We start from the raw sequence: 25262 nt of genomic DNA, 5'->3' as shown, positions 1-25262 counted from the left end.
TAATTATTGATTTTTATGTATTAATCGTGTTAGTTTTATAGATAAATCGGTTAAAATTATTTTACTGTTTCCATTACGTTCGATGTGATAAATTGCACTTTCAAGTTCAGCATATATATCGGCAATATTACCACCATCAACATAGGGCGCAAATTTATGCAATTCAAATTTAGCTTCTTTTGTTTCTAAAAAGACCAAGCTATCCGCTTGATAGTTGGCTAATAAAGCTTGTCGGAAAAATTGAATGCAGTAATGTAAAAATTGCTTTTGTACTTCTCTTCCCAATGATGCAATTGTTTCACTCCAAGTAATTAAATCCTGAATAGCTGCTGCATTACCTTTTGCACGGAATGCACTTCTCACCCATTGGACAAACCAAGCTTCGAAAGGATATTCATCAGCATCATTATGCAAAAGGTGAAGTGCTTTATTGTAATTCCCTTCACTTTGATGCGCAATTTTTTTCGCTGTATTGGGTTCGCAGTTTTCACGTGAAACCAAACCGTCAGCAATTACAGCTTCACTTAATCCAATGAAATTAATATTTTGGCAACGCGATGAAATGGTTTGAAGAATATCATCGGGTTGTTCTGTTATTAGGATAAATATTGTCTTTTCTGGTGGTTCTTCTAAAAGTTTTAATAATTTGTTGGCTGCTGCAGTATTCATTTTATCGGCCATCCAAATAATCATTATTTTGTAACCTCCTTCATAGGCTTTAAGGGATAAAGCTTTATTTATTTCAGTAGCTTCATCCACTCCTATTTGACCTTGCTTTTTTTCAACACCAATTTTTCGGTACCAATCAAATAAACTCCCATAAGGTGTTTCGTGAAGAAATTCACGCCAAGAAGGTAAAAAATTTGCACTAACTGGATGTGATTTTACACTGTCATTTGTAGCTACAGGAAAAACAAAATGCAAATCGGGATGCGAGAAATTTTCAAACTTTAAATTACAAGCAGCATTACCCGAATTATTTTCAATCGAATTTTTACATAGTAGGTATTGCGCATAAGCAATTGCTAATGCTAACATACCGCTCCCTTCTGGGCCTGTAAAAAGTTGTGCATGTGGAATGCGCTGAGCATCAGCACTCTTAATCAAGTGATTTTTAATATGTTCCTGACCTAAAATTTCTTTGAAAAGCATAAAACAAAGATATAATACTTATTTTAAAAAAACTGTGCTTTTTTATTTGTTAAAATTTATTTGTTTTTTTCTATGGTCAAGCGATAAATTATTATAATTTAGCCGACAATTTGACAAAAAGGTACGGGTTTTAGTATTAAACCAATCAGGTTAGATTTTTCTTAAAATTTAACATTTAATTATTAACAATATCTTTATATTAATTTGATAAATAGAAGTTAAAGAAGTAAGAACTTTGCGCAACATTCCGCAAGGCCTGAAAACAGTGAGTTTTGTAAAAAACAAATTAAAACCGATGAAATGCAAATTTATTTGTTTAAATTTACATTCAAAATATTTTGTTAAAAACAAAAAATATTGTAGTTTGGTTTTTAAAATAGATATACTAATACAATAGATTATGAGAAAACTTTACATTTTTGCTTTTATTTTAACGCTATCATTTTGTGGGTCTAGCGATGCTGTAGCCCAGAAAGGAGACAAACCTCAGGTTGTGATCAACATCAGAGGGATTAGTAAATACCACGATTTGAAAGAATTAAAAGGTATGACTAAAGGTCAGTTGATACCGTTATATGTTGAACGCGTTAAAATTTTGTTTAGTGTGATTCAATATTTTGGTGTTTCTAATAAATCAGGGGTAACTTTCACTGATTTAGGAATCCCTACTTCAAAAGAAAATATAAAAGCACTCGACTCAGAAATCGAAAACCGAACACTTTTTTTGAATAATAATGAAGATTTTTTAAAGGCTATTTTACCATATTCTGATACAGATAATATAATAAAATCGATCCTTTTTTATGAGGAAGTACTGAAGCTTGTTCATACTATTGGGGTTGAGTAAACCTTAAATTAATACATTATGAAAAAAAACCTTTTATTAGTAGCGGTTTTTCTTGTTGGCTTTGCGAGTCAGGCTCAACAAGAATTAGGTATTGTTGGAAGTAGTAATTGGTTGAATGGATGGTCTACCTTTAATCCAGTCCACAAGGACTATCCTAAGACTACCAAAATTTTGAGCGGTAAAATTTCTTCGGATCTTACATTGTCGAATCTAGAAACTTACAATTTAATTGGTGAGGTACATGTTACCAATAATGCAACATTAACAATTCAGCCTGGTACAATTATTAGAGCAAGTTCTGATGAGTACAGTAGTTTAATAATTACTAAGGGTTCAAAAATCATTGCTCAAGGTGATGTTGTTAATCCAATTGTATTTACATCGGATAAACCAGTTAATGAGCGTAAGCCTGGTGATTGGGGAGGAATCTATATTTTAGGAGGAGCGCCATTGAATACTTATGGTAATATTGCTAAAATAGAAAGTGAAATACCTGCCAATTTTAAAAATTGTGGTGGAGATCTTGTAGAGGATAATTCAGGTGTTTTAAAAAATGTACGCATTGAATTTGCAGGAAAAGGAAAAACGCGTTATGAAACCAATAGTGCATTATCGTTAGTTGCAGTAGGAAGTCAAACGGTTTTAGAATCGATTCAGATTAGTGTTTCAAACGGAAATTCATTCAAAGTTATAGGAGGAAATGTTAAAGCAACTAAGTTGGTTTCATATCGTTCTAAAAACAGTGATTACGAATTTTCTCAAGGAGCTAATGCGAATGTTGAAAATGGTTTAGCTATTCGCTACCCTTTCTTCTCTGCTAATTCTGATTTTAGAGCTGTTACCGTAAGGCCTTATGAGAATTTTGATTTGACAGATTTTTCTAAGCCTTCTACAAATGTGAACTTAGTATACTTTACAATCTTAAATGAAAGTGAGTCAAACCAAAGTGCTAATGGATTGATTAAAGAAGCCGTATTTGTTCATAACAAGTGCAATATGTTGCTGAAAAACAGTGTGATATCTGGTTTTGATTCGGCTTTATTGTTGGATGATGAAATTGATATTACAGATGCTAATTTGAATAAAATCAAATTACAACGTGTATTCATCAATAACTGTAAGAAAAATATAATAACCGAAAAAGGTGGTGTTTTGAATGACGATTTAGAATTTTACTATGCATCAAAAGCTTTTGGAAATGTATATTCAAAAACAAATAGCGAAGAGTTGTTTGTAGATGCTGTAAGTTTAAAATCACCAGATTTCAGAATCAAAATTGGAAGTATAAATTAAAAAATTACTGCTATTAACCACTATATTATTTTTAAATTAACCAAACCCAAATCAAAAAATAATAATGTTGGTAAAGCAATTATTAACCTATTTTACAGTACTATTATTTTGCTCGATAAACACTGTTTTCGGGCAGAGCATAGCTATCTCTAAACCGACACTAGGATTTTCATTCTTATGTCAGAGTGTTAATGTTAATACCAACCATTCAATATCTTTTACGGTTTCACCTATTGCTAATTTACAAGCTAGCAATCAGTTTTCCTTAGAAATGTCTGATGATGACTTTTCTACAAACATTATTCCAATTAGCCCTGTTACAGTTACGCAAGGAGGTACTGCTTCTCAATTCTTCATGAATTTCACTTTGCCTACTACTACTTATGGGGCAAATTATAAATTACGAGTAAAAAGTTCAGCTCCAGCTGCTACAAGCATCAAAACTGATCCTTTTGATGCTTATTATATGTTACACAACCAAGAAATTAATTTGAATATTCCTAATGGTGTAGATAATGTAACCTACTGTACAGGTTCTAGTTATACACTTTTTATCTACGATTCTGGTAATTCAAATTCCCCTCTTTTTTATCCATCGTTAAATTACACTTGGCGCAAAATTCAAGGTACGGGCGATGTTGTTGTAGGGTCTGGTCCTACCCTAACTGTTAATCAACCTGGACAATATTTTGTAGAAACGAATTATGGGGTGTGTACGCCTTCGTCCCAATCTAAATCACGTTTAGTAACAGTATCTCAAGCTTCAGCAGGAGCAGTTACAATCTCAGCGACACCTCAAACTACTACTATTTGTGAGGGTACGCCTGTTACACTTTCTTTAGACATATCCAATCCTACGGGATATACTATACAATGGTTTTTAAACCAAAATCCTATTAATGGTGCTACTGCAGCTACATTACAAGCTGTTTCAGCTGGTTCTTATAAAGCGACAGTTGACAATGGATCTTGCGTAATCGAAACTAACCCATTTGTACTTAATGCGGAATCTTTTAATGTAAATTTAAACATAACTTCACCTTACGAGTTGACTTATGGAGAAACAATAGCAGTTGAAGTAACTACAGATGCTAATTCACCTACCTATGAATGGTTTTTGGGAGCATCGCTTTTATCGGAATCAACAAACACCATTTCAATCTCAGAATCTGGACAATACATGGTAAGGGTAACACAAAATTCGGGTTGCATAACCTCTGTTGAAGTACCTTTTATTATACAAGAACCTAGTGTGGATAAAATTACAAATGTTATCAGTCCTAACGGAGATGGAATTAACGATAAATTTAAATTACCAAATGAACTTATTAATAGTAATAACGTAAAATTGGAGATTTTAAATGCATCAGGAAAATCAGTTTTATCAACAGATAATTATCAGAATAATTGGCCAGAAAGTGCGGATGATATATTAAAGTCAAGTGCCTTCTTTTTTTATGTGGTAACAAAAGATGATAAAGTGGTCAAACAAGGTGTTTTAACGATTATTAGATAAATTTTTCATTATATTGAAAGCAAAACTTTACATTTTATTTTTTACGATTTTATGTTTTAATAGTATTTTTTCCCAAGAAAATGCTCATACGGGTATTGATGTATCGTTGCGTAATTCAATAAAATTAAATCGCTTTCTTATTAACCCTGCTTTTAGTTATGCACGCGAAAAAGCACCCAGTATTACAGTATCGAATAAACATCAGTCTGTAGAATTTGAAAATGCTCCTGTTTTATATTTTGCGAATTACCAAGGTAAGATTGCTAATGAAACACGTTTTGCTATTGGAATCTACAACCAGTCCATAGGTGTTCTGACTAACACTGGTGGAATTATAAATTTTTCACACAACTTACCATTCGATGATTACTCCAATTTAACTTTTGGTTTAAATACTTACATTTATTCTAGTAAGTTTGATTTATCACGTTCTATAACTGAATCACCAGAACCCCTACTTTTTAATCAAGATAAATCCAATATAATTTCATTTCGTCCTGGATTGAATTATAATTTTGGAGGTTTTGATGTGGGTGTAGTTGCCACAAATTATATAGCTTATAATTTAACAACAAGTCAATCTGCAAAAGATATTGTTGGTAGAGGATTCCTAGGATATGCTATGTATACTAAGGAATTGTATAGTTATTATAATATTCTTGATGGTGCTAATTTTTCTTCAATGGTTCAAGTTGAAAACACTAGTGAAACAACTGGTTTTTCAGGTATGTTATTACTTGATCAGCCCGATTTAGGTTGGGTACAAGGGGGGTATAATAGTTTATATGGTATTAATGCCGGTGTTGGTTTTAATATTACCGAAAAATTTGAAATAGGTTATTCTTATAATATGGGGATAGCCAATACTGCTTTATTTGGATCAAGTCATGAATTTTCATTGAGTTATTCATTTACTGATTATGAAGAAACTTATAATCATTGGAAACAAGCTAAAAAAGTAAACAAGAAAAAACCTGTAAGTACAAAACCTAAGACAGCACCAGCAAAAGCAAAACCTGTTGTTAAAAAAGTAGAGCCTGTTAAAGATGATTTAGCCCAAGAAGAAGCGGATAGATTGGCTAAAGCGAAAGCGGATGCAGATCGTTTAGCAAGAGAACAAGCAGAGGCAGACAGATTAGCGAGAGAAAAAGCAGAAGCGGATAGATTGGCTAAAGCGAAAGCGGATGCAGATCGTTTAGCAAGAGAACAAGCAGAGGCAGACAGATTAGCAAAAGAAAAGGCAGAAGCGGATAGATTGGCTAAAGCGAAAGCGGATGCAGATCGTTTAGTAAGAGAACAAGCAGAGGCAGACAGATTAGTGAGAGAACAAGCAGAGGCAGACAGATTAGCGAGAGAAAAAGCAGAAGCGGATAGATTGGCTAAAGCGAAAGCGGATGCAGATCGTTTAGCAAGAGAACAAGCAGAGGCAGACAGATTAGCGAGAGAAAAGGCAGAAGCGGAAAGATTGGCTAAAGCGAAAGCGGATGCAGATCGTTTAGCAAGAGAACAAGCAGAGGCAGACAGATTAGCGAGAGAAAAGGCAGAAGCGGATAGATTGGCTAAAGAGAAAGCAGATGCAGATCGTTTAGCAAAAGAGAGCGCAAGTATGAAGGTTGAAGATAAAATTGCTAAAATGGAAGCAGATCTTAATGTTTCAAATAGTTTATTGGATACTTATAAAAACGAAATCGCTAAGAAAACGAAGAATTCAGATGCTCAAATTCAGAAGCTAGAGGACATTGTTAAAGAGCAAGATTTAGATTTAAAAGCGTATTTATCAGAAGGCGATCCAAACGCAGAAACACAAACAAGAAAATTCGTTAGTACCACTCAAGTAAATGCTCAGATTGCAGAGGTTAAAGCTGAAATTAGTGAGAATAAAAAAGTGTTTAATGACTTAATTATCGAAATTGAGGCGTCGAACAAAGACAGAATCAATGAACTTAAAGCGCAAGGAATTGATGCTGAGAGTTTGAAAATGTTGAATAAATATTATCAAGACGTAATTGATAATTTGAAAGTAAAACGTCAAGAGTATATCAATTTAGAACGTATTGCTGATGAGAAAATGATTCAGATTAAAGAAGAGAAAGAGGCAGAACGTTTACGAAGAATTAAGAAAGCAGAATACGATAGTGAACAACAACGTATCTTAAATGACCAAATGTCATTAGAAAATATTAAAAATAGCAGTAACAAGGCTCAAAACCAAGGTGCTGTGTTAAATCAAACAGATAATAATACTGAGGATGTTTCAGGTGATACAAACAATATACCGATTATCAGCAAATTGAACGGTGTTGCTTCAGGATATTACTTAGTATTAGACACATTCAAGGATACAAAAGAAAGAGATGCATATATCGCACAAGTTGTAGTTTCAGGTGGTTCAAATGTTAAGTTATTTTATAACATTCATAATGCAACATATTATGTTTACATCAACCATTTTGATAGTCTATCTTCTGCTATGAATGCCTTAGGGGCAAAAGGTTCTACATCGTATAACAAGAATATGTTTATTGTAAAAGTAGAGTAATAACAAAAAATTAAAACTATTGCTATAGTAAAAATAATACCCAAACCTAAACAATTATGAAACAAAAAGCTACCTTAAAAAGACTTCTCATGCTAGTCATGTTGATGACAGTCTGGTTCAGCGGTCAGTCGCAGAACTATGTTCCTTTTGGTGTGCAATATAACACTACCGTAAAAGGGGATATGTTGCAAATTGGGAATAATGTCATGAATCGTGATAGCGGTTCGAATGGACCAAATGTTCCCTACAATGGAACAGATGTGAATGACAACTTGAACATGCAATACATCGATATTGATAGTGATGCAACAACGTTTAATTCATCCAGTGCGGATTTGACAATTCCATCAACTAATGTTGGATGTTATAAGATACAATATGCTATGTTGTATTGGGCAGGTGTTTATAATGGTGATGATGTAGATGATGAAGTCAATCGAAATAAGTTGAATGAAGTTAAATTTAAAGTTCCTGGTGGCGCTTATGTAACTTTAACAGGTACACTTATATATGATTCATTTCCAACTAGTGTTTCGGGAAGTAATAGACCGGGATATGCCGCTTATTATGATGTTACAACAATATTAAATGGTTTAACTGATGCAAATGGAACCTACACCGTTGCAAATGTTCAATCAGGATTAGGCAATAGAACATCCGGAGGATGGTCATTATTTATAGTATATGAGGACCCTGCAGCAAGTGCAAAAAATATAACTCTTTTTGACGGTTTTAGTGGAATTCAAGGTACAAATACAATGGATATACCAATGTCAGGTTTTACCACTATACCCGTAGGTCCTGTAAGAGCTAAGTTGGCTTTTGCGGCACTAGAGGGAGATTATGGGATATCTGGAGATCGTTTGCGTATTAATGGAACAGATATAACGATTCCTACGAGACCGGCGGATAACTTTTTTAATAGTACAATTAATGATATTAATGGTGCTTTTACAACAAGAGTACCGAATTCTGGAAATACTTTAGGGTATGATTCTGGCGTTTTAAATATATTGAACCCTGGTAACACAGTTATTGGAAACAACCAAACTTCTGCAACGGTTCAATTGCAAACGTCTGGTGATGCATATGTATACTTCATGAATGCTTTTGCGATTGAGGTTATTCAACCACAAATTAATTTGATTAAAAATGTTAAGGATTTAGCAGACGCCGATATTGGAAACAGTACTGTTAATTTAGGTCAAGAAATTTATTATGAGTTAGACTTCCAAAACATCGGAAATGACGATGCAATTAATTTTACGATTACTGATGTTTTACCTACAAACGTTACTTTTTTACCAGCTGATTTAGTTTTACCACCTGGTGTTACTTATACTTTTGATGCGGCGACTAATACCTTGGTATTTACAATTCCAAACAGTTTAGTAACTGAAGGTGGGGCTTTATACCAAATTCGTATAAAGGTAAAAGTTGTAGAATCTTGTGAAGATATTAAAGATGCTTGTTCAAATGAGATTCAAAATTTGGCTTATAAAACGTATAGTAGTTTAAACTCAGGAAATGTCGTAGAGAGCCAAGCGCCTAGTGCTTCCTCTATTGATACTTGTATGTTTTTGGAGCCAGGGACAACGAATTTTATAGTTGATATTGATGACTGTGTTTTTGAGGAAGATATTGTTTTATGTGGTAGTAATGTTACATTGACAGGTTCAAACGGGTATACTTCATATCAATGGCATAATGGTTCGCCACCAACTGCTGCAAATGCTATCCCAGGCGCAACCAGTCAAACATTCACAGCTGCAGTAACTGGAACTTTTGTTCTTGTTGAAACTGCACCAGCTCCTTGTTTATCAATTGTAGAAACATTCAATGTTGTAAATTTCAATTCTGTAACCATTCCAAATCCATTGATTCCACATGCGGATACTGTAGTTACATGTCCAAATGATGGTCAGGACTTATGTAAATTCTATTTATGTGGTGGTGAAAAACGTTTAATAAAAACAACAAGTGTAAATGCTTCAATAATCATTTGGGAAAAATTAGACGAGTCTAGTTGTGCCGCTGTAACAGATACCGACTGTCCAAATACTAATACATCATGTACATGGAATCAAGTAGGTAGTGGTGTAAACTATAACGCAGGAAATTCAGGACAATATCGTATGAGAGTTGTCTATCAAAACGGATGTTTTAGAACATTTTATTTTAATGTTTATAAAAATGAGTTCACCCCTACTTTCACTTCAACGGATATCATTTGTACAACAAATGGAACTATAACAATTAATGGTGTTCCAGCTGGATATGAATTTAGTATTGTAAGTGATGCGGGACCATGGCAGCCAAGTAATGTTTTCAATGTTAGTACAGCAGGAGTATATACAGTTTACGTTAAACCTATTGGTGATAGTGTTGGGGCATGTATTTACGAATTGGAAAACATTCAAGTTTTAGAGCGTCAATTTGATGTTGATACAACGGTTACTCAACCATTGTGTTATGACGATAAGGGTAGTATTCGTATCCAAGTAAATAATGTTGAGCCACAATATACTTATGAATTATATCAAGGTTCAACATTAGTAAACGCTGTAGGACCAATTAATGGAAATGATTATACATTCCCAAATTTAAATCCAGGTACTTACACTGTAAATGTTTCTACATCTGATGGATGTGCTTATACCGAAACGATAACAATTGTTAATCCTCCGTTGTTAACACTTACTGGAGCCGTAACAATTCCTTTAATGTGTACGGATGGCGAAATTACAGCTTACCCTTCTGGAGGAACGCCTCCCTATACATATACGATTTCTGGAACAGCAGGTTTCCAAGCGGTACCTGAATTTACAATAACAACACCAGGGACTTATACTTTGACTGTAACGGATAATAACAACTGTACAGCTACAACGGATGTTGTTATCGATCAATTAACACCTCCTACTTATACAGTAGACGTAACAAACATTTTATGTTTTGGTGACGCTTCTGGACAGATAGTAGTAAATGTGTCCAATACAAACGGATTCATATTACAATATAGTATTGATAATGGAACAACATATGGTAGTAATCCTGTTTTCTCAAACTTGACGGCTGGCACTTATAATGTTTTAGTTCAATATTCACTTAATGGAGTTGTTTGTACAGATACTGTTCAACCAGTAACTATAACAGAGCCAGCACAAGCTTTATCTGCAACAGCCGAAGTCACTGAACTTGCAGGGTGTGGTCCTAATGGAGAAGGTAAAGTACATATTATAAACCCTCAAGGAGGAACTGCACCTTACCAATATAGCTTTGATAATGGTGTAACATATTCTTCAACAAATGAAGCATATTTACAGCCAGGTTCTTATACGCTTTATGTACAAGATGCTAATGGATGTGTTTATCCAATGCCAATTACAATTGACCCTGCACCATTAGATCCAACAATTACTATTGCAGCTCCATCTTATAATTGTGATGGAACAGCAACTGTTTCGGTAGCAGTAGATAGCAACGGTAGCTCATTTACATACACATATTTAATGGATGGTGTAGCCAATACAAATGTTCCGACAAATGAATTTGTAAATGTTGCTTGTGGTAATCATACTATTACTATTCAATATCAAAGTACAGGCTCATTCCCATTAGCATGTACGACTCAAGTAGAATACCCAATATATGTAGACTGTAATCAAGAGTTTACTGCTCAAATTACAAGTTCAAGTAATGTAACATGTAATGGTATTGCAGACGGTCAAATTACTATTGCAACACAAAATTTTGATGCTACAAATGGTTTCTATTATTCAATTGATAATGGAGTAACTTGGGTTAACGCATTAACTTCTCCAGTAATCATTACGGGATTAGTGGCTAATACATACAATGTGTTAGTGCAATACGATTTATCTGCTACTCCATGTGCATTTACTTTCACTCAAGTTATAACTGAGCCGACACCTTTAGTTGGAAATGCTACATTAACAAGCCCTGCTACTTGTATTACAGGCGGTACTATAACAGCTACAGCATCTGGAGGGACACCAAATTATCAATTCCAATTGGAAGATAATTTAGGAAACGTATTAGTAGCGTATCAATCGAATGGGGTATTCTCAAATTTAACAGCTGGAGATTATATTGTAGTTGTTAGAGATGCTTTAGGATGTACGGATCCTATTGATGCGGCCATTACTATTGCAACTCCTACTCCACCTACAGCTACGGTTGATGCATCATCAGATTTATGTTATGATGGAAATAATGCAGCAACAATTGTTATCTCTGCTTCATCAGGAGTAGCGCCATATCAATATAGTATCAATGGAGGAGCTTATCAATCAAGTAATATTTTCTCCGGCTTAACACCTGGAAATTATAATATAACGGTAGTTGATGCTTACGGTTGTAGCGTTGCTGTGCCAACAGTAACTATTGCGCCACAATTGTTAGCGACTATTAGTTTAGCAAGTAATTTGAACTGTACTACTTCACCAGATGCTGTTATCAATGGTACAGTTACTGGAGGTACAGCGCCATACACTTATCAGGTGGCTATTGATGGCGGAGCTTTATCGGCACCAGTTTCAATTACAGGAACTACTTTTACATATACGACTCCTAACCCAGGATCTTTCCAATTTACAATTACAGACGCTATAGGATGTACGTATACAAATTCAGCAATAACGGTTAATCCATTACCAGTTTTAAATGCTCCTGTTTTAGCAATTACAAACCAAATTTTATGCAATGGTGATGAAAATGGAGCCATTTCGGTTTCAAATTCTGGGGGATTGCCACCATACACAACAAATGTTTACAATACTACTACCGGTACAGACTATGGAACACAAACCTCTGGTCTTGCTGCAGGAGATTATATTGTAACGATTACAGATGCAAATGCATGTACTGCAACAGCAAATATTACACTTACACAACCAGATCCAGTAACGTTTGATATTACGAAAACAGATATTCAGTGTGGGGCTGCAGGTACTGAGCCAGGCGCTATTGATGTAATTAACGTTTCGGGTGGTACACAACCATATGTTTATACACTTTCAAATAGTGAAGGTTATATTGCGTCATATGCTACAACAACAAATGAAGACCATTCGTTTACAATTTTAAACTTTGGAGTATATATTATCACAGTAGTAGATGCTAATGGCTGTACTTTAGTAAATGATAATATCTTTATTGCTTCTCCACCAAATAGTTTGAATATTGATTTGACTATTGCGACAACAGATTGTACGGCAGGTGGTACAGCAGTAGTGTCATTAAATCCATCTGTTGCTGGAGGACCTTACTATTTTGCAATTTACCAAGGAGCTCCTTACCCAACTTATCCGAGTGCAGCTTATCAACCAGCTGATACAGCAGGAGGTTTGTCATCTACTTTTACTGGATTAACACCAGGGGTTGTATATAGTTTTATCGTTTACGATGCTACAACCAATTGTTATTTCTTTGAAATGGCAAGTGGACCTATCCCTACTTTATCTACAATCATTTCTACAATTACACCTAACAATGTAACATGTACAGGATCGGATGATGGAAGTGTTTCGTTTACAATTTCTGGATATTCAGGAACAAGTGTTACTTATCAAATTTACTCTGGTCTAAGTAATACACCAGTTGGTTCAGCTGCTACTTTAACAGGTTTAACTGGAGCACCAGCAACAGTTTCAAATTTCGGAGCACTACCTCCAGGAATTTACTATGTATTGTTTACTGAGAATGATGGACCATACGCTATGTGTACACAAACTTCAGATACATTTACAATTTTAGAATCACCAGTACTATTGTCTTTAACGGCTAACGTGACTAAGAACGACAACTGTAATGTTAATGCAGGTCAAATTTCTGTAATTGGTGCAAACGGAACGGCTCCGTACCAATATCAATTAGTGCCTGCTGGAGGAACGGCTCCAACTCAAGCTACTTGGGCTGGTCAAACATCAAGTGTGTTTAATGTTGAAGGAGGAGATTACGATGTTTATATATTGGATGCTTATGGATGTATCCAAACAGTACCAGTTACTTTACCAACAGATACTACACCAGCCATCACTTTAGCTATTGATGGTACAACAACTTGTAATAATAACGAAGGTAACTTCGCAATGGTAATTACAAGAGATAATACAGTAGGAGTAGCTCCATTTACTTACAGTATAGATGGTGCAGCATTTAATACCTATGCTGAAGACGCGTCTTATTCGTTTGTGATTTCAGGATTGAATTCTGGTACCCATACGGTAACAGTTCAAGATGCAAATGGATGTACCGATACACAAACAATAACGATTGATCCACCATTAAATGGAACTGCAACGGTTACTTTTGCAGCAGCTCAAAATTGTGGGGTAAGTGATGGAATCATTACTATAAATGCAGCAGGTGGAACAGGTAATTATTCTTACAGCATTACGCCGAATACAGCGCCTATTACTTTAGCAGGTAATGTGTTCTCTAATGTTCCTGCGGGATCATATGTTGTAACAATCACTGATACTACAACAAACTGTACTTTCGATGTAAATGTTACAATAACAGCTCCTCAACCGCCAGTTTTCAATAGCGTTGTAAATGACGTTACTTGTAATTTGGGTACTGATGGAGTGATTACAATTAACTTGACAGCTTCAAATATTGATCCTATTTATACTTATGAGATTACAGCACCTATAGTTGTAGCACCACAAACATCAAATGTGTTTACGGGTCTAGCAGCTGGTACATACACTGTAATGGTTACTTCTGGTAGAGGATGTACAACAACAGCCGATGTTGTGGTTAACGAAGCTCCAGCAATTGTTGTCCCAGCTCCTACAGTAACAGAATTTGCTTGTACATCTGGAAACGCAATGAATAATGCTATAATTGTTGTTAATGGTGTTACAGGAGGTTCAGGTACTTATATCAATTATGAATTCATTCAAGGAGGTGTAGTATTACAATCGGGTAATAATAATACTTATGTAGAATCTAATACTCAAGGTGGTACTTACACAATCAATGTATACGATAACAATGGATGTTTAGGATCAACAACTGCAGTAATCAATCCGTTTATTGCAATTTCACTTCCAAGTGCAGCCGTAACAGTTACAACACCTATAACGTGTACAAATGATGAAGCTATTACTATTAATGTTACTACAACAGGCGGTACACCAGCTTCATTAAATTATACCGTTACTGGATTAAATGGCAACCCATACAATGTTACACAAACAAGTCCTGACTTTACAGGATTAACGGTTGGCAATTACAGTGTCATAGTTGAAAACCCTACGACGGGATGTATTGCACAAACGGTTCACTATGTGTTGAATCCAAATACATTTACTATTAGTGCTACTGTGGTGAATAATGTAACATGTTTTGGTGGAACAGACGGAACAGTAGAATTTACATTTATTGATTTAGACTTAACACCTACAGATGATGCAGGACCTTTCACGTATGATATTGTTGATGCAACAGGAGCAATAGTTGCTTCGGGTACTAGTCCATCAGCAGGACCGTTTAGTGTGGGTAACTTACCAAGTGGAATCTATGAGATTCAAGCAACTTTGACGGCTAGTCCTTTCTGTCCTGCAACAATTGTATTCAGTATAGCACAACCAAGTGCAGCTCTAGCAATTAGTACTTCAAGCACGCCAATTACGTGTGTTGCGACAAGTGATGATGGCTCTATTTCAGCTGTGGGAACTAACGGTTGGGGAGCTCCATATGAATATCAATTAGAATTAGGCGGAAGTGTTGTTTCAGCTTGGTCTTCTACATCTACGTTTACAGGATTAACGGCAGGAACATATACTGTAAGTGTTCGTGATAATGTTGGATGTGTGGTTAGTGAAGATGTTACATTAACTATCCCAGCACCTATTTCGGCTACTTTAAGTGCTTCTACAACAAGTTTACCATGTTTAGGAGATACTAGTGCCACAATTACAGTAACAAATGTTTCTGGAGGTCAAGGAAGTGGTTATTTATTTGTATTAACTAATACAGTAACAGGTTTAAGTACTGCTCCACAACAAAGTAATGTTTTTGCAAATTTAGGCGCAGGTACTTACGAAGTAACGATTACAGATTCTTTCACCTGTACATTTACAACAACTTCTGTTACTATTACAGAACCCGCTACAAATGCAACAGGTGACTTAACAATGACATCAACACCAACATGTTTAGTTGATGCTGTTATTACATTAACTGCTACAGGTGGTACAGCTCCATATCAATATAGTACTTCTCCATCAGGACCATTTGCTCCACTTTCTGGAGGTTCAATGTCATTTAATGTTACAGCAGGTACTTATCAATATTACATTACAGACGCAAATAACTGTGTGGTTGCTGCTTCAAATCAAATCATTGTTGAACCAGTTAATCCAGTTGTAGTGACTGTTGATACAGCTAATGCATTTATTAGTTGTAATGGAGGTACTGCTACAGTGTATGCAAGTGCTGAATATGGATTAGGAAATTATGCGTATCAATTACTTCCAGTAACTGCCGGTGTTGTACAAACATCTCCAGGTATTTTTGAAAATGTACCGGCAGGAACATATACGGTTGAAGTAACAAGTGGTGATTGTGAGGGTACTTCCGTATCATTTACAATTACAGAGCCTACACCGATTACCTATACTGCAACGTCAACAGATTTAACATGTTATGACTCGGTTAACGGTTCCATTACAGTAGTAGCGACAGGAGGAACAGGATTAATCCAATATTCTATATCATCTGCACCAAATGAATCAGTAAATTCTGGAACATTTATCAACTTATTACCAGGTGACTATACCGTTTATGTTCAAGATCAGGCGGGATGTACAATTCCTCCTATTGAGTTTACAATTCTTCAGCCAGATCCGATTGAATTGGATGGATTGAATATTCAAAGTGAGGTATGTTTTGGTGATGGTGGTACGATTTCATTCTCTGTCATCGGTGGAACTACAACAACAACTGACAGTAATGGGAACCCAATGAATATAGGTTATACAGCAACAGACGGAACTACAACTTTATCATCTTTAACAGGAGATTTCACATTTACAGGTTTACCAAGTGGTGATAATGTATTCATGATTTCTGATGCAAATGGATGTACACTTGATTTCTTACAAACACTTGATCCAGGTGTTGACGTTCAAGAAGATTTTGATATTAATTACAACTGTATTGATAATGCACCAGGAAATGAAGTGATTATTTCAGTTAATAATTCAGTTCCATTATCAGAATTTACATTTAGCTTAGATGGAAACACTTCTCAAGTTTCTAATATCTTTACTAATGTTAGCCCAGGAGCGCATACGGTTACAGTAGAACACCAAAATGGCTGTGTGAAAGAATTAACTTTCAATATCGTGAGCTATACTTCTCCAGTTTTAAGTTTAGCAGAGACAGGTCTTAACCAATTCACTGCAACAACTGTTGGAGGTGCTGGAGGGTATCAATATTATGTAGATAATGTTGCTATGGGATCAACGAATGTATTCTTAATTAACCATACAGGTACTTATGTTGTGATGGTAGAAGATGCAAACGGTTGTCAGGATGTACAAACAATCTTTATGACATTCTACGATGTAGAAATTCCAAATTACTTTACACCAGATGGTGATGGTAATAATGATGGATGGAGTCCAAGATATACCGACAATTATCCAAACATGGTGTCTTATATCTTTGATCGTTACGGCCGTAAAATTATGACGTTAAAACCAGGACAAAGTTGGGATGGTACATACAACAATAACTTACTACCTACAGGTGATTATTGGTACGTTGTTAAATTGAACGGTGAGGATGATACTAGAGAGTTTGTGGGTAACTTCACACTTTACAGATAACCCAAGAATAAGTGAATAATACACACCCCCAAGTAATTAAGAGCTTGGGGGATATTTAAAAAATGCATACAATGAAAAAATATACATTTCTTTTTTTACTCCTTAACGTTATTGCTTTAAAAGTACATGCCCAAGAGTTGATGATTCCAGCGCAAACTCAGTATTTAGCGGACAACCCTTTTCTTATATCACCTTCATTTGCAGGTATTGGCGATAATGCTAGAGTGCGTTTAAATGGACTGGCACAATGGGTAGGTATCAAAGACGCTCCTTTAAATCAATCGCTAGCTGGTGACTTTAGAATTGCCGATCGAAGTGGTGTTGGGGTTTATTTTTACAACGATAAAAATGGTAATACACGTCAGTATGGAGCAAAATTCTCTTTTGCGCAGCACTTAATTTTAGATTATAATACAGAACAATACCTTTCGCTGGGGCTTTCGTTTAACATGAACCACTTCAGAATTCAAACGGAAAACTTTACTAGTCAGAACGACCCTTCTGTAGACGATAATCGCGCAACAGATAACTACAATTTTGATATTGGTTTTTTATACCGTTACAAAGATTTCTATTTCAGTGCGAGTGCTGTTAACTTCTTGAAAAAGGATTTGGATAAATTTAATGCTATTGAGCCAGACTTATTATTGAACTATCAGTTTTATTTGGGAACAATTTTACGAACAGGGAATAAAGATTATGAATTGGAACCTTCTGCTTTAGTGCAGTATTTCAGTAGTGACGGTCGTTCTACAACTGATTTAAACTTAAAATTCAGATATCTTAGTTTTGAAGATTATTATTGGATGGGTGTAACCGCACGTTTTTTAAACGAGCAATCGTTTAATCCAGTAACGGTAGGACCAATGGTGGGGCTTAAAAAAAGCAATTTTTACGTAGCGTATTCGTATCAAGTTACTACTAATGAGATAATTGGTTACAATTCAGGTACACATATGATTACAATTGGATTAGATTTCTTACAAAACTTAAGTAATTGTCCTTGTACTCAGAACCGTATAGTTTACTAAATGAATAATTATAACATTTTTTTGTATTCGATTTAAAACACAAAATTTTATATTTGCCGAACATAAAATTTTAACAAACGAATGAAAACACTTCAAAATTTTAATTTCGAAAATAAAAAAGCGTTAATTAGAGTAGATTTTAACGTACCATTAGATGATAATTTTAAAGTTACGGATGCAACCCGTATAGAAGCGGCAAAACCTACAATAGACGCTATTTTAGCGCAAGGAGGAAGTGTTATTTTAATGAGTCACTTGGGACGTCCAAAAGGAGTCGAACCTAAATACTCTTTAGGTCATATCGTTTATAAAATTGAAGAGGTACTAGGAGTAAAAGTTCAGTTTGTAGAAAATTGTGTTGGTGAAGCTGCTGAAGCTGCTGCTGCAAATTTAAAAGCTGGAGAAGTACTATTATTGGAAAATTTACGTTTTCATGCTGAAGAAGAAAAAGGTGATGTTGCTTTTGCTGAACAATTGGCAAAATTAGGTGACATTTATGTTAACGATGCTTTCGGAACGGCTCATAGAGCACATGCATCGACTGCTATTATTGCTCAATTTTTTGCAGATAGTAAATGTTTTGGAACTTTATTAGCAAAAGAAATTGTAAGCATCAATAAAGTGCTTAGTGATTCTGAAAAGCCTGTTACAGCAATTTTAGGTGGCAGTAAAGTTTCTTCAAAGATTACTATTATTGAGAATATTTTAGATAAAGTAAACCACATGATTATTGGTGGAGGTATGACGTTTACTTTTATCAAGGCATTAGGTGGTGCTATTGGAAATTCAATTTGTGAAGATGACAAATTAGAATTAGCTATTGAAATATTGAAAAAAGCTAAAGAAAAAGGTGTTCAAATTCACTTGCCTGTTGATGTAGTTGCTGCAGATGCATTTGCTGCAGATGCAAACACTCAAATTGTTGATGTGAAACAAATTCCTGACGGATGGCAAGGTTTGGATGTAGGACCGAAAACTTTAGATATTGTAGAACGTATTATCCTTGATTCAAAAACAATTTTATGGAACGGACCATTAGGTGTTTTTGAAATGGAAGCTTTTGCAAATGGAACAGTAAAACTAGGTGATTATATTGCAGAGTCTACTAAAAATGGCGCGTTCTCTCTTGTAGGAGGTGGTGATAGTGTAGCGGCTGTAAAACAGTTTGGTTTTGAAGATAAAATGAGCTATGTTTCAACTGGTGGTGGCGCTATGTTGGAAATGCTTGAAGGTAGAACGTTACCTGGTATTGCGGCAATTTTGGATTAATCCAAAATTGCTTTCGCTTTCCCCCCCAAATCCCTTTTTTTAAATTAAATGTTGAATGAATATGAAAAGATGTAAACTGATTATTGCTTTATTGTTGACTGCCTCTGTTGGTTTTGCACAAGAAGCAGAATTAAATGAACCTCAATTAGTACTTCCAAAAGTTTCGTACTTAGACTCTTTGAAAACCACTTTTGTGAATCACAATACTAGTACTTGTATTGACGAGCGTTGGTTAGCTGAACTTACCAATGATGAGCTGTTTGAAACTATGGTTACCGATGTTTCTGAAACCAATATTGATTCGACTGTAACATTTGATTTATCTACTGATTTGCTTAAGGAGCGCTTGGTAGCTTTAGACGCAAAGACTCCTTTTCATGTGGAGTATACGCCAGCATTAGAAAATGTAATCAAAGCATTTTTGAAAAAACGTAAAACTTCGCTTGAGCGTTTAATGGCTATTTCAGAATATTATTTCCCAATGTTTGAAGAACATTTGGCTAAATACGATGTTCCGTTGGAAATTAAATATTTGGCCATAGTAGAATCGGCGTTGAATCCTAAGGCGCGTTCAAGAGTTGGAGCTACAGGTTTATGGCAGTTTATGTATCCTACAGGTAAGCAATTTAACCTTGAAGTGAATTCGTATGTAGACGAACGTTACGATCCAATAAAAGCGACAGAAGCAGCTTGTCAATATTTATCAAGTTTATACGATATTTTTGGCGATTGGAGTTTGGTTTTAGCATCGTATAATGCAGGTCCTGGTAATGTATCGAAAGCAATTCGCCGTTCTGGTGGTAGTCAAAACTATTGGAACATACGTCATAATTTGCCACGTGAAACCGCTAACTATGTTCCTGCATTTTTAGCAACGATGTATATTTTCGAATACAAAAACGATCATAACTTCCAACCCAATAAAACGAATATTACCTATTTTGAGACGGATACAATTGCAGTTAAAAAGGAAATCACTTTCCAGCAAATTTCTGATTTAATGGATATTCCAGTAGAGCAAATTGAATTTTTAAATCCTATTTACAAGTTAAATCGTATTCCTTATATTGCAGATAAACCACATTTTTTACGTTTACCTAAAAATAAATTAGGAATGTTTCTTTCAAATGAGGACAAAGTTTATGCTTATGTAGATCATTTGAATGCTAAGAAAGAAAACATACAAACTACAGCTATAGCAAGTGCACCAACATCTAATCTGATTTATCATAAAATCAGACGTGGAGAAAGCATTGGTGTGATTGCTGATAAGTACCATACTTCTGTTGCTAATCTAAAACGTTGGAATGGTTTACGTAGTAATACTATCCAAGCAGGAAAAACTTTAAAAATTTATGCAAGTGGTTATTCAGGAGGTTCCTCTTCGCGCAACACTAGTAATAGCGGGGTTTATACAGTACGTTCGGGTGATTCGTTGTATACTATCGCAAAGAAATTTCCTGGGGTTTCAGCGGATGATTTAAAAAAATGGAACGGTATTAGTGGTAACTCAATTAGACCCGGAATGAAATTAAAAACAAACGGATAAAAATTGTTACCATGAAAAAAATATTGCTGTTATTATGTAGTGCGTTAATTATGTTTTCTTGTCAGGAAACAGCGTCAGATAAACAAGCGATTCTTACAGAGTCTAATGGAAAAATTAATAATGTTTCCATAATCATTGATGAATCGTTATGGGCAGGTGAAATTGGCGATACGCTTCGCAAAAAATTTGCAGCACCAGTTGACGGTCTTCCGCAAGAAGAACCGTTATTTAGCCTTAATCAATATCCAACCAAAATATTTGAAGGATTTGTTCGTAACAGCCGTAATGTAATTATTGTTGAGAAATCAAACAAGACAGGTTTTAGCTCAAGAGCAAATCTGTATGCAAAACCACAGTTGGTATTTTCAATAGTGGGGCGTAACAATGAAGAAATCCTTAGTTTAATAGAGGCTAAAGCAACTGAAATTACCAACGCGATTAAGCAAGGTGAAATTAAAGAAAACCAATTACGCATCAAAAAAGCTTTGACAAGTGATGCAAAAGTACGTGATGCATTTGGTGTGAGTTTAAAAATTGGCTTTGGTTACAAGTACGATATGGTAAAAGACGGTTTCCTATGGATTCGTAAGGAATTTACATCAGGCTACAACAGCATTTTAGTGTATGAAGTTCCGATTAACAAAATTGAAAATGACAGTTCGGTTATCGGGAATATTATTGCCATGCGCGATTCTATTGGTAAGGCTAATATTCACGGAACTTTACCCAATACTTGGATGATTACCGAAGAAGCCTATGCGCCTTACCTATTTGATACTACAATTGAAGGCCGTAAGACCTATTTGACAAAAGGAACTTGGGAATTGAAAAATGATTTTATGGCGGGTCCTTTTGTAAACTACGCTATCAAGGATACTAAAAACAATCGTTTCTTGGTATTGGAAGGATTCACTTATAATCCATCAAAGTCAAAACGTGATTTGGTTTTTGAATTGGAAGCGATTATTCAATCGGTAAAATTTTTAAAATAATTAATATAAGTTCTCTGCAAAGGGAACTTTCTTTTTTATATGGCATTAGAATTTAAAATAAAGCGTTTTAACGAGCTTTCTACTTTCGAACTATATTCGTTGTTGCAATTGCGTTCTGAAGTGTTTGTGGTGGAGCAAAATTGCGTTTATCAAGATGTTGATGGTAAAGATGAGAAAGCTTTACACGTTTTGGGTTATTTTAACGGTGATTTGGCCGCTTATGCTCGTGTTTTTGACAAAGGTTACTATTTTGATGAAGCTTCAATTGGCAGGGTAGTGGTAAGTCCAAAATACCGTGATAAAAAGTTTGGACATGACTTAATGCACGTTTCCATTCAGGCGGTCAGTGAATTTTATAAGCAAACGGAGATTACAATTTCGGCCCAACAGTATTTGAAAAAGTTTTACGAATCGCATGGTTTTGATCAAACCTCTGACATGTATTTGGAAGATGACATCCCACACATTCAAATGAAAAGGCGTTAAATAGTTCCATTCAACGCCTATCAAACAAAACAAATTAACACAAATAATTTAAAGTTTATAGCTGATTCCAAACAATATCATCCTTGGTAAAATGTAGGTGGTGTTATTGGATATCATAAAGTCTGAGAAGCTATTGTTTACTTTTACGCCATTGTTTAGATAGTTTTGAGCCGTTAGTTCAAAACGAAACGGGTTATTCTTTTTGTTGTAGCTTACTGATGCATTTGCTATGCGATAATCGGTTTTTTGATTGTTGCTATTTTCATTAAACGTTACTTCATAATCGGTTTTAAAAGTGAAATTTTTCAAGAAATTTACATCCAAATCAAATGAAATGCGGTCATTGGTAAAACTTGATTTTGTAAGCCCAGAAAACTGACTAAAATCTTTATTGTATCCTATACTTGCACTTGGCCATTTTTTGGAAGCCGTGCGCAAGGTTAAACCAAAAGACTGATTGTTGCGGTCGTTTGCCGTAGTAACTCCGTTTAAAGTTTGGATGTAATGAAACCAACTGACACTGGTATTAAATCGTAAACGGAAACGGTATATTTTTTTACTAATGCTTCCACTAGCACGCCAGTTTGTTTCTGGGTTATCTGTAATTATTGGGGTAGAAAATTGATTGATGTCTTCGAGCGCGATAACATTTCTGATGGTTCGCACTTTTTAATTAAAACTAAGATTACCAAAAATCATCAAACCACGATACATACTATTTTTCATGTAGTGTAGAGTTGCTACATGAAAGCGCTCGTTTTGTAACAGTGCATTTCCTTTGTAAACCGAATTATAGCTCTGCAAGGTATAACGCTCCATTAATTTTGTGACATCTGGAAAATCATTGCTGATTTTATAGTTGAATTTTATGTTTTCCGATTGGTTGAATTCATACTCACTATTCCATCTTGGCTCAAAATAGGTTCTGTTTAAAGTGTAATCGGAACTTATTTGTTGGGTTTTCATATGATAGAAATGCGTGTATAAAGCGGGTTTATTGACCCATTTCCCTATTTTAAACTTGTATTCCAATCCTACATAAAAATCGTTTAAAATGTATTGTAAATCATTTCCAAATCCATTTTCTGCAAAGTCATTTACTGTACCATCAGTTAAAAACTGTTTTTCCGCGATGGTCAAATCTGTGGTGCCCAAGTTGTTCCCTACATTGGTATACAAATGGTTGAAATTGTTCAATATCCAATAATGCTTAAAGAGCGCGTCAACACTATTGTTTTTGATTTTTTTCAATTGTTGGATATTGTAAAAAGTATCGTTTTCCAGCGGAACCAATCCAGCTAAAAATTCAGTGTCCGTAAGCCAAGTATTTTGCGGTTTGTTGTTGTCGTAACTTTGGTTCACCACAAAAGTAGTAGTGTGATTTTGGTTTTTATATTGTTTGTGCCATTCTAGGTATTGCTTGATTTGCGCATTATCGGCATTGTTAAAGGTTTCAAACGTACTGCTTTGTCCGTCGCGCACTGAAAGCAGTTGATTCATGCGGTCATTGGTGCTGGCTTGGTATTGAGCATTGTAGAACCAGCGGGATTGTGAACTAGGAGAATAGTTCAATTTGATGTTTCCAATGCCCAAAAGCGATTTGTTTGCTCCCTTATTGGTTTTGTCTTCAAAGGTAAAGGCGCTGTTTTGCAGGTATTCGTTTTTACTTTCGGTTAAGGTTGCGGAAAATAGTTTTGATACAATTCCATAGCCTTCTAGGTCCATTTTTGAATTGATTTCTTGGCGAAAATTAAAAGCGCCTAATTGCGATTTATTTTCTACAACATCGTTTGTATTGTTGCTAAAATTGTACAAATTGGTTAGTGATTTTCTGCCCGAAATAAAACTACTCACACCCCCTTGAAAGCGCATCATGTCTTGAAACGAAAAGGTGCGTTTACCGATGTTGTTACAATCACCGATTACACTAATATTGGTTTTTGGTGTGTAATAAAATAGCGCGCTATGGGCCAGATAGAAACCATTATCATTGGCCACTTCTGCACCCGCTTCAATATCACCAAAGAGGAACTTCTTTTTATCTTCTTTTAGTTTGATATTCATGGCGAGGTCCTCACTATCCGATACTTTTTTCATAAAACCCACTTCGTTGAAGTTATCAATAACTTCTACTTTGTCTACCGCATCGGCAGGTATGTTTTCGACGCCTAGTTTTGTACCACCTCCAAAAAAAGATTTATTTTCTACTAAAAATTTGGTCACTTTTTTTCCTTGTACCGTAACGCCACCATCTTTATCCACTTCAACACCTGGGAGTTTTTCAAGTTGTTCTTTAAGCTTGCGTTCGTTACCATTGGTAAAGGCTTTTACATCGTAAATAAGCGTGTCTTTTTTTACAACTACGGGTTGGTATTCATAATTGATTACAATTTCTTTGAGTTCTTGCCCGGTTTCTTTGAGCTTGAAAATATGTTCGCGAATTGCAAAATTAGCTTCCAAGTTGAACACGGCTTCTTGATAGCCCAAATAGGAAACTTTTACCTCGTAAGGGGTATCTTTTTCCAGTTCCAGTTTGTACCGACCCAAGTGATCGGCTATGGAAAATTTTAAGCCTGCATTTTCAACCAATGGTTTGGCAATTACATTGGCATTTTGCAAAGGTTTGCCAATGCTATCTTGCACCACGCCGGTAAGGGTTTGGGAGAATGAGATAATTGAGATAAATGATGTGATTAAAAGAAAGATCTTCTTCAAAATGTAT

At 35.2% G+C, this 25262-nt stretch carries 13 protein-coding genes; 10 read left to right on the top strand and 3 right to left on the bottom strand.

Annotation, left to right across the window (positions count from 1 at the left end):
• Window positions 1–3: 3 nt before the first annotated feature.
• Window positions 4–1152 (bottom strand): DNA polymerase III subunit, encoded by a 1149-nt coding sequence (locus ACFS5J_RS09295; protein ID WP_379811846.1) that lies wholly within the window; start codon window positions 1150–1152, stop codon window positions 4–6.
• A 400-nt stretch (window positions 1153–1552) separates the two neighbouring features.
• On the opposite strand from ACFS5J_RS09295, the gene ACFS5J_RS09290 reads away from it, so the two are divergent.
• The 10 genes from ACFS5J_RS09290 to ACFS5J_RS09245 all read left to right on the top strand — a co-directional run bounded on the left by ACFS5J_RS09290 (window position 1553) and on the right by ACFS5J_RS09245 (window position 22540).
• Window positions 1553–1999, top strand: coding sequence for a hypothetical protein (locus ACFS5J_RS09290; RefSeq protein ID WP_379811845.1), 447 nt, complete (start codon window positions 1553–1555; stop codon window positions 1997–1999).
• 18 nt (window positions 2000–2017) lie between these two features.
• The gene (locus tag ACFS5J_RS09285) at window positions 2018–3292 is read left to right on the top strand and encodes a hypothetical protein (RefSeq protein ID WP_379811844.1); all 1275 of its coding nucleotides are present in this window, start codon (window positions 2018–2020) and stop codon (window positions 3290–3292) included.
• A gap of 64 nt (window positions 3293–3356) precedes the next feature.
• On the top strand, window positions 3357–4808 hold the full coding sequence (locus ACFS5J_RS09280; protein ID WP_379811843.1) for a T9SS type B sorting domain-containing protein: 1452 nt from the start codon (window positions 3357–3359) through the stop codon (window positions 4806–4808).
• 13 nt (window positions 4809–4821) lie between these two features.
• Window positions 4822–7347: a PorP/SprF family type IX secretion system membrane protein gene (locus tag ACFS5J_RS09275; protein ID WP_379811842.1), complete on the top strand. Its 2526-nt coding sequence runs from the start codon at window positions 4822–4824 to the stop codon at window positions 7345–7347.
• 56 nt (window positions 7348–7403) lie between these two features.
• Window positions 7404–17213 (top strand): T9SS type B sorting domain-containing protein, encoded by a 9810-nt coding sequence (locus ACFS5J_RS09270; RefSeq protein ID WP_379811841.1) that lies wholly within the window; start codon window positions 7404–7406, stop codon window positions 17211–17213.
• 71 nt (window positions 17214–17284) lie between these two features.
• Entirely contained in the window at window positions 17285–18244 is a 960-nt protein-coding gene (locus ACFS5J_RS09265; RefSeq protein WP_379811840.1) for a PorP/SprF family type IX secretion system membrane protein, read from the top strand.
• Window positions 18245–18325: 81 nt separating this feature from the next.
• The gene (locus ACFS5J_RS09260) at window positions 18326–19513 is read left to right on the top strand and encodes a phosphoglycerate kinase (protein ID WP_379811838.1); all 1188 of its coding nucleotides are present in this window, start codon (window positions 18326–18328) and stop codon (window positions 19511–19513) included.
• 55 nt (window positions 19514–19568) lie between these two features.
• The gene (locus ACFS5J_RS09255) at window positions 19569–21062 is read left to right on the top strand and encodes a lytic transglycosylase domain-containing protein (RefSeq protein ID WP_379811837.1); all 1494 of its coding nucleotides are present in this window, start codon (window positions 19569–19571) and stop codon (window positions 21060–21062) included.
• 11 nt (window positions 21063–21073) lie between these two features.
• On the top strand, window positions 21074–22054 hold the full coding sequence (locus ACFS5J_RS09250; RefSeq protein ID WP_379811836.1) for a DUF4837 family protein: 981 nt from the start codon (window positions 21074–21076) through the stop codon (window positions 22052–22054).
• A 39-nt stretch (window positions 22055–22093) separates the two neighbouring features.
• Window positions 22094–22540 carry a GNAT family N-acetyltransferase gene (locus tag ACFS5J_RS09245; protein ID WP_379811834.1) on the top strand — a complete coding sequence of 149 codons (447 nt, stop codon included), beginning with the start codon at window positions 22094–22096 and terminating at the stop codon, window positions 22538–22540.
• Between the two features lie 48 nt (window positions 22541–22588).
• Here ACFS5J_RS09245 and ACFS5J_RS09240 read toward each other — a convergent pair whose 3' ends face one another.
• Window positions 22589–23206, bottom strand: a complete 618-nt coding sequence (locus ACFS5J_RS09240; protein WP_379811833.1) for a hypothetical protein — start codon at window positions 23204–23206, stop codon at window positions 22589–22591.
• A gap of 3 nt (window positions 23207–23209) precedes the next feature.
• The gene (locus tag ACFS5J_RS09235) at window positions 23210–25255 is read right to left on the bottom strand and encodes a carboxypeptidase-like regulatory domain-containing protein (RefSeq protein ID WP_379811832.1); all 2046 of its coding nucleotides are present in this window, start codon (window positions 25253–25255) and stop codon (window positions 23210–23212) included.
• Window positions 25256–25262: the final 7 nt, after the last annotated feature.

Origin of the sequence: Flavobacterium chuncheonense (genome assembly GCF_042686145.1) — a bacterium.
In the GTDB taxonomy this organism is placed as follows: Bacteria; Bacteroidota; Bacteroidia; order Flavobacteriales; family Flavobacteriaceae; genus Flavobacterium; species Flavobacterium chuncheonense.
The sequence above is the reverse complement of the archived record's forward strand: the minus strand, read 5'-3'. Positions and strand labels throughout refer to the sequence as shown.

Bases quoted from the DNA above. Each gene is read 5' to 3' on its own strand.
- ACFS5J_RS09270 (WP_379811841.1), top strand. From the start codon at position 7,404: ATGAAACAAAAAGCTACCTTAAAAAGACTTCTCATGCTAGTCATGTTG.
- ACFS5J_RS09250 (WP_379811836.1), top strand. From the start codon at position 21,074: ATGAAAAAAATATTGCTGTTATTATGTAGTGCGTTAATTATGTTTTCT.
- ACFS5J_RS09255 (WP_379811837.1), top strand. From the start codon at position 19,569: ATGAATATGAAAAGATGTAAACTGATTATTGCTTTATTGTTGACTGCC.
- ACFS5J_RS09260 (WP_379811838.1), top strand. From the start codon at position 18,326: ATGAAAACACTTCAAAATTTTAATTTCGAAAATAAAAAAGCGTTAATT.
- ACFS5J_RS09265 (WP_379811840.1), top strand. From the start codon at position 17,285: ATGAAAAAATATACATTTCTTTTTTTACTCCTTAACGTTATTGCTTTA.
- ACFS5J_RS09290 (WP_379811845.1), top strand. From the start codon at position 1,553: ATGAGAAAACTTTACATTTTTGCTTTTATTTTAACGCTATCATTTTGT.
- ACFS5J_RS09285 (WP_379811844.1), top strand. From the start codon at position 2,018: ATGAAAAAAAACCTTTTATTAGTAGCGGTTTTTCTTGTTGGCTTTGCG.
- ACFS5J_RS09295 (WP_379811846.1), bottom strand. From the start codon at position 1,152: ATGCTTTTCAAAGAAATTTTAGGTCAGGAACATATTAAAAATCACTTG.
- ACFS5J_RS09245 (WP_379811834.1), top strand. From the start codon at position 22,094: ATGGCATTAGAATTTAAAATAAAGCGTTTTAACGAGCTTTCTACTTTC.
- ACFS5J_RS09280 (WP_379811843.1), top strand. From the start codon at position 3,357: ATGTTGGTAAAGCAATTATTAACCTATTTTACAGTACTATTATTTTGC.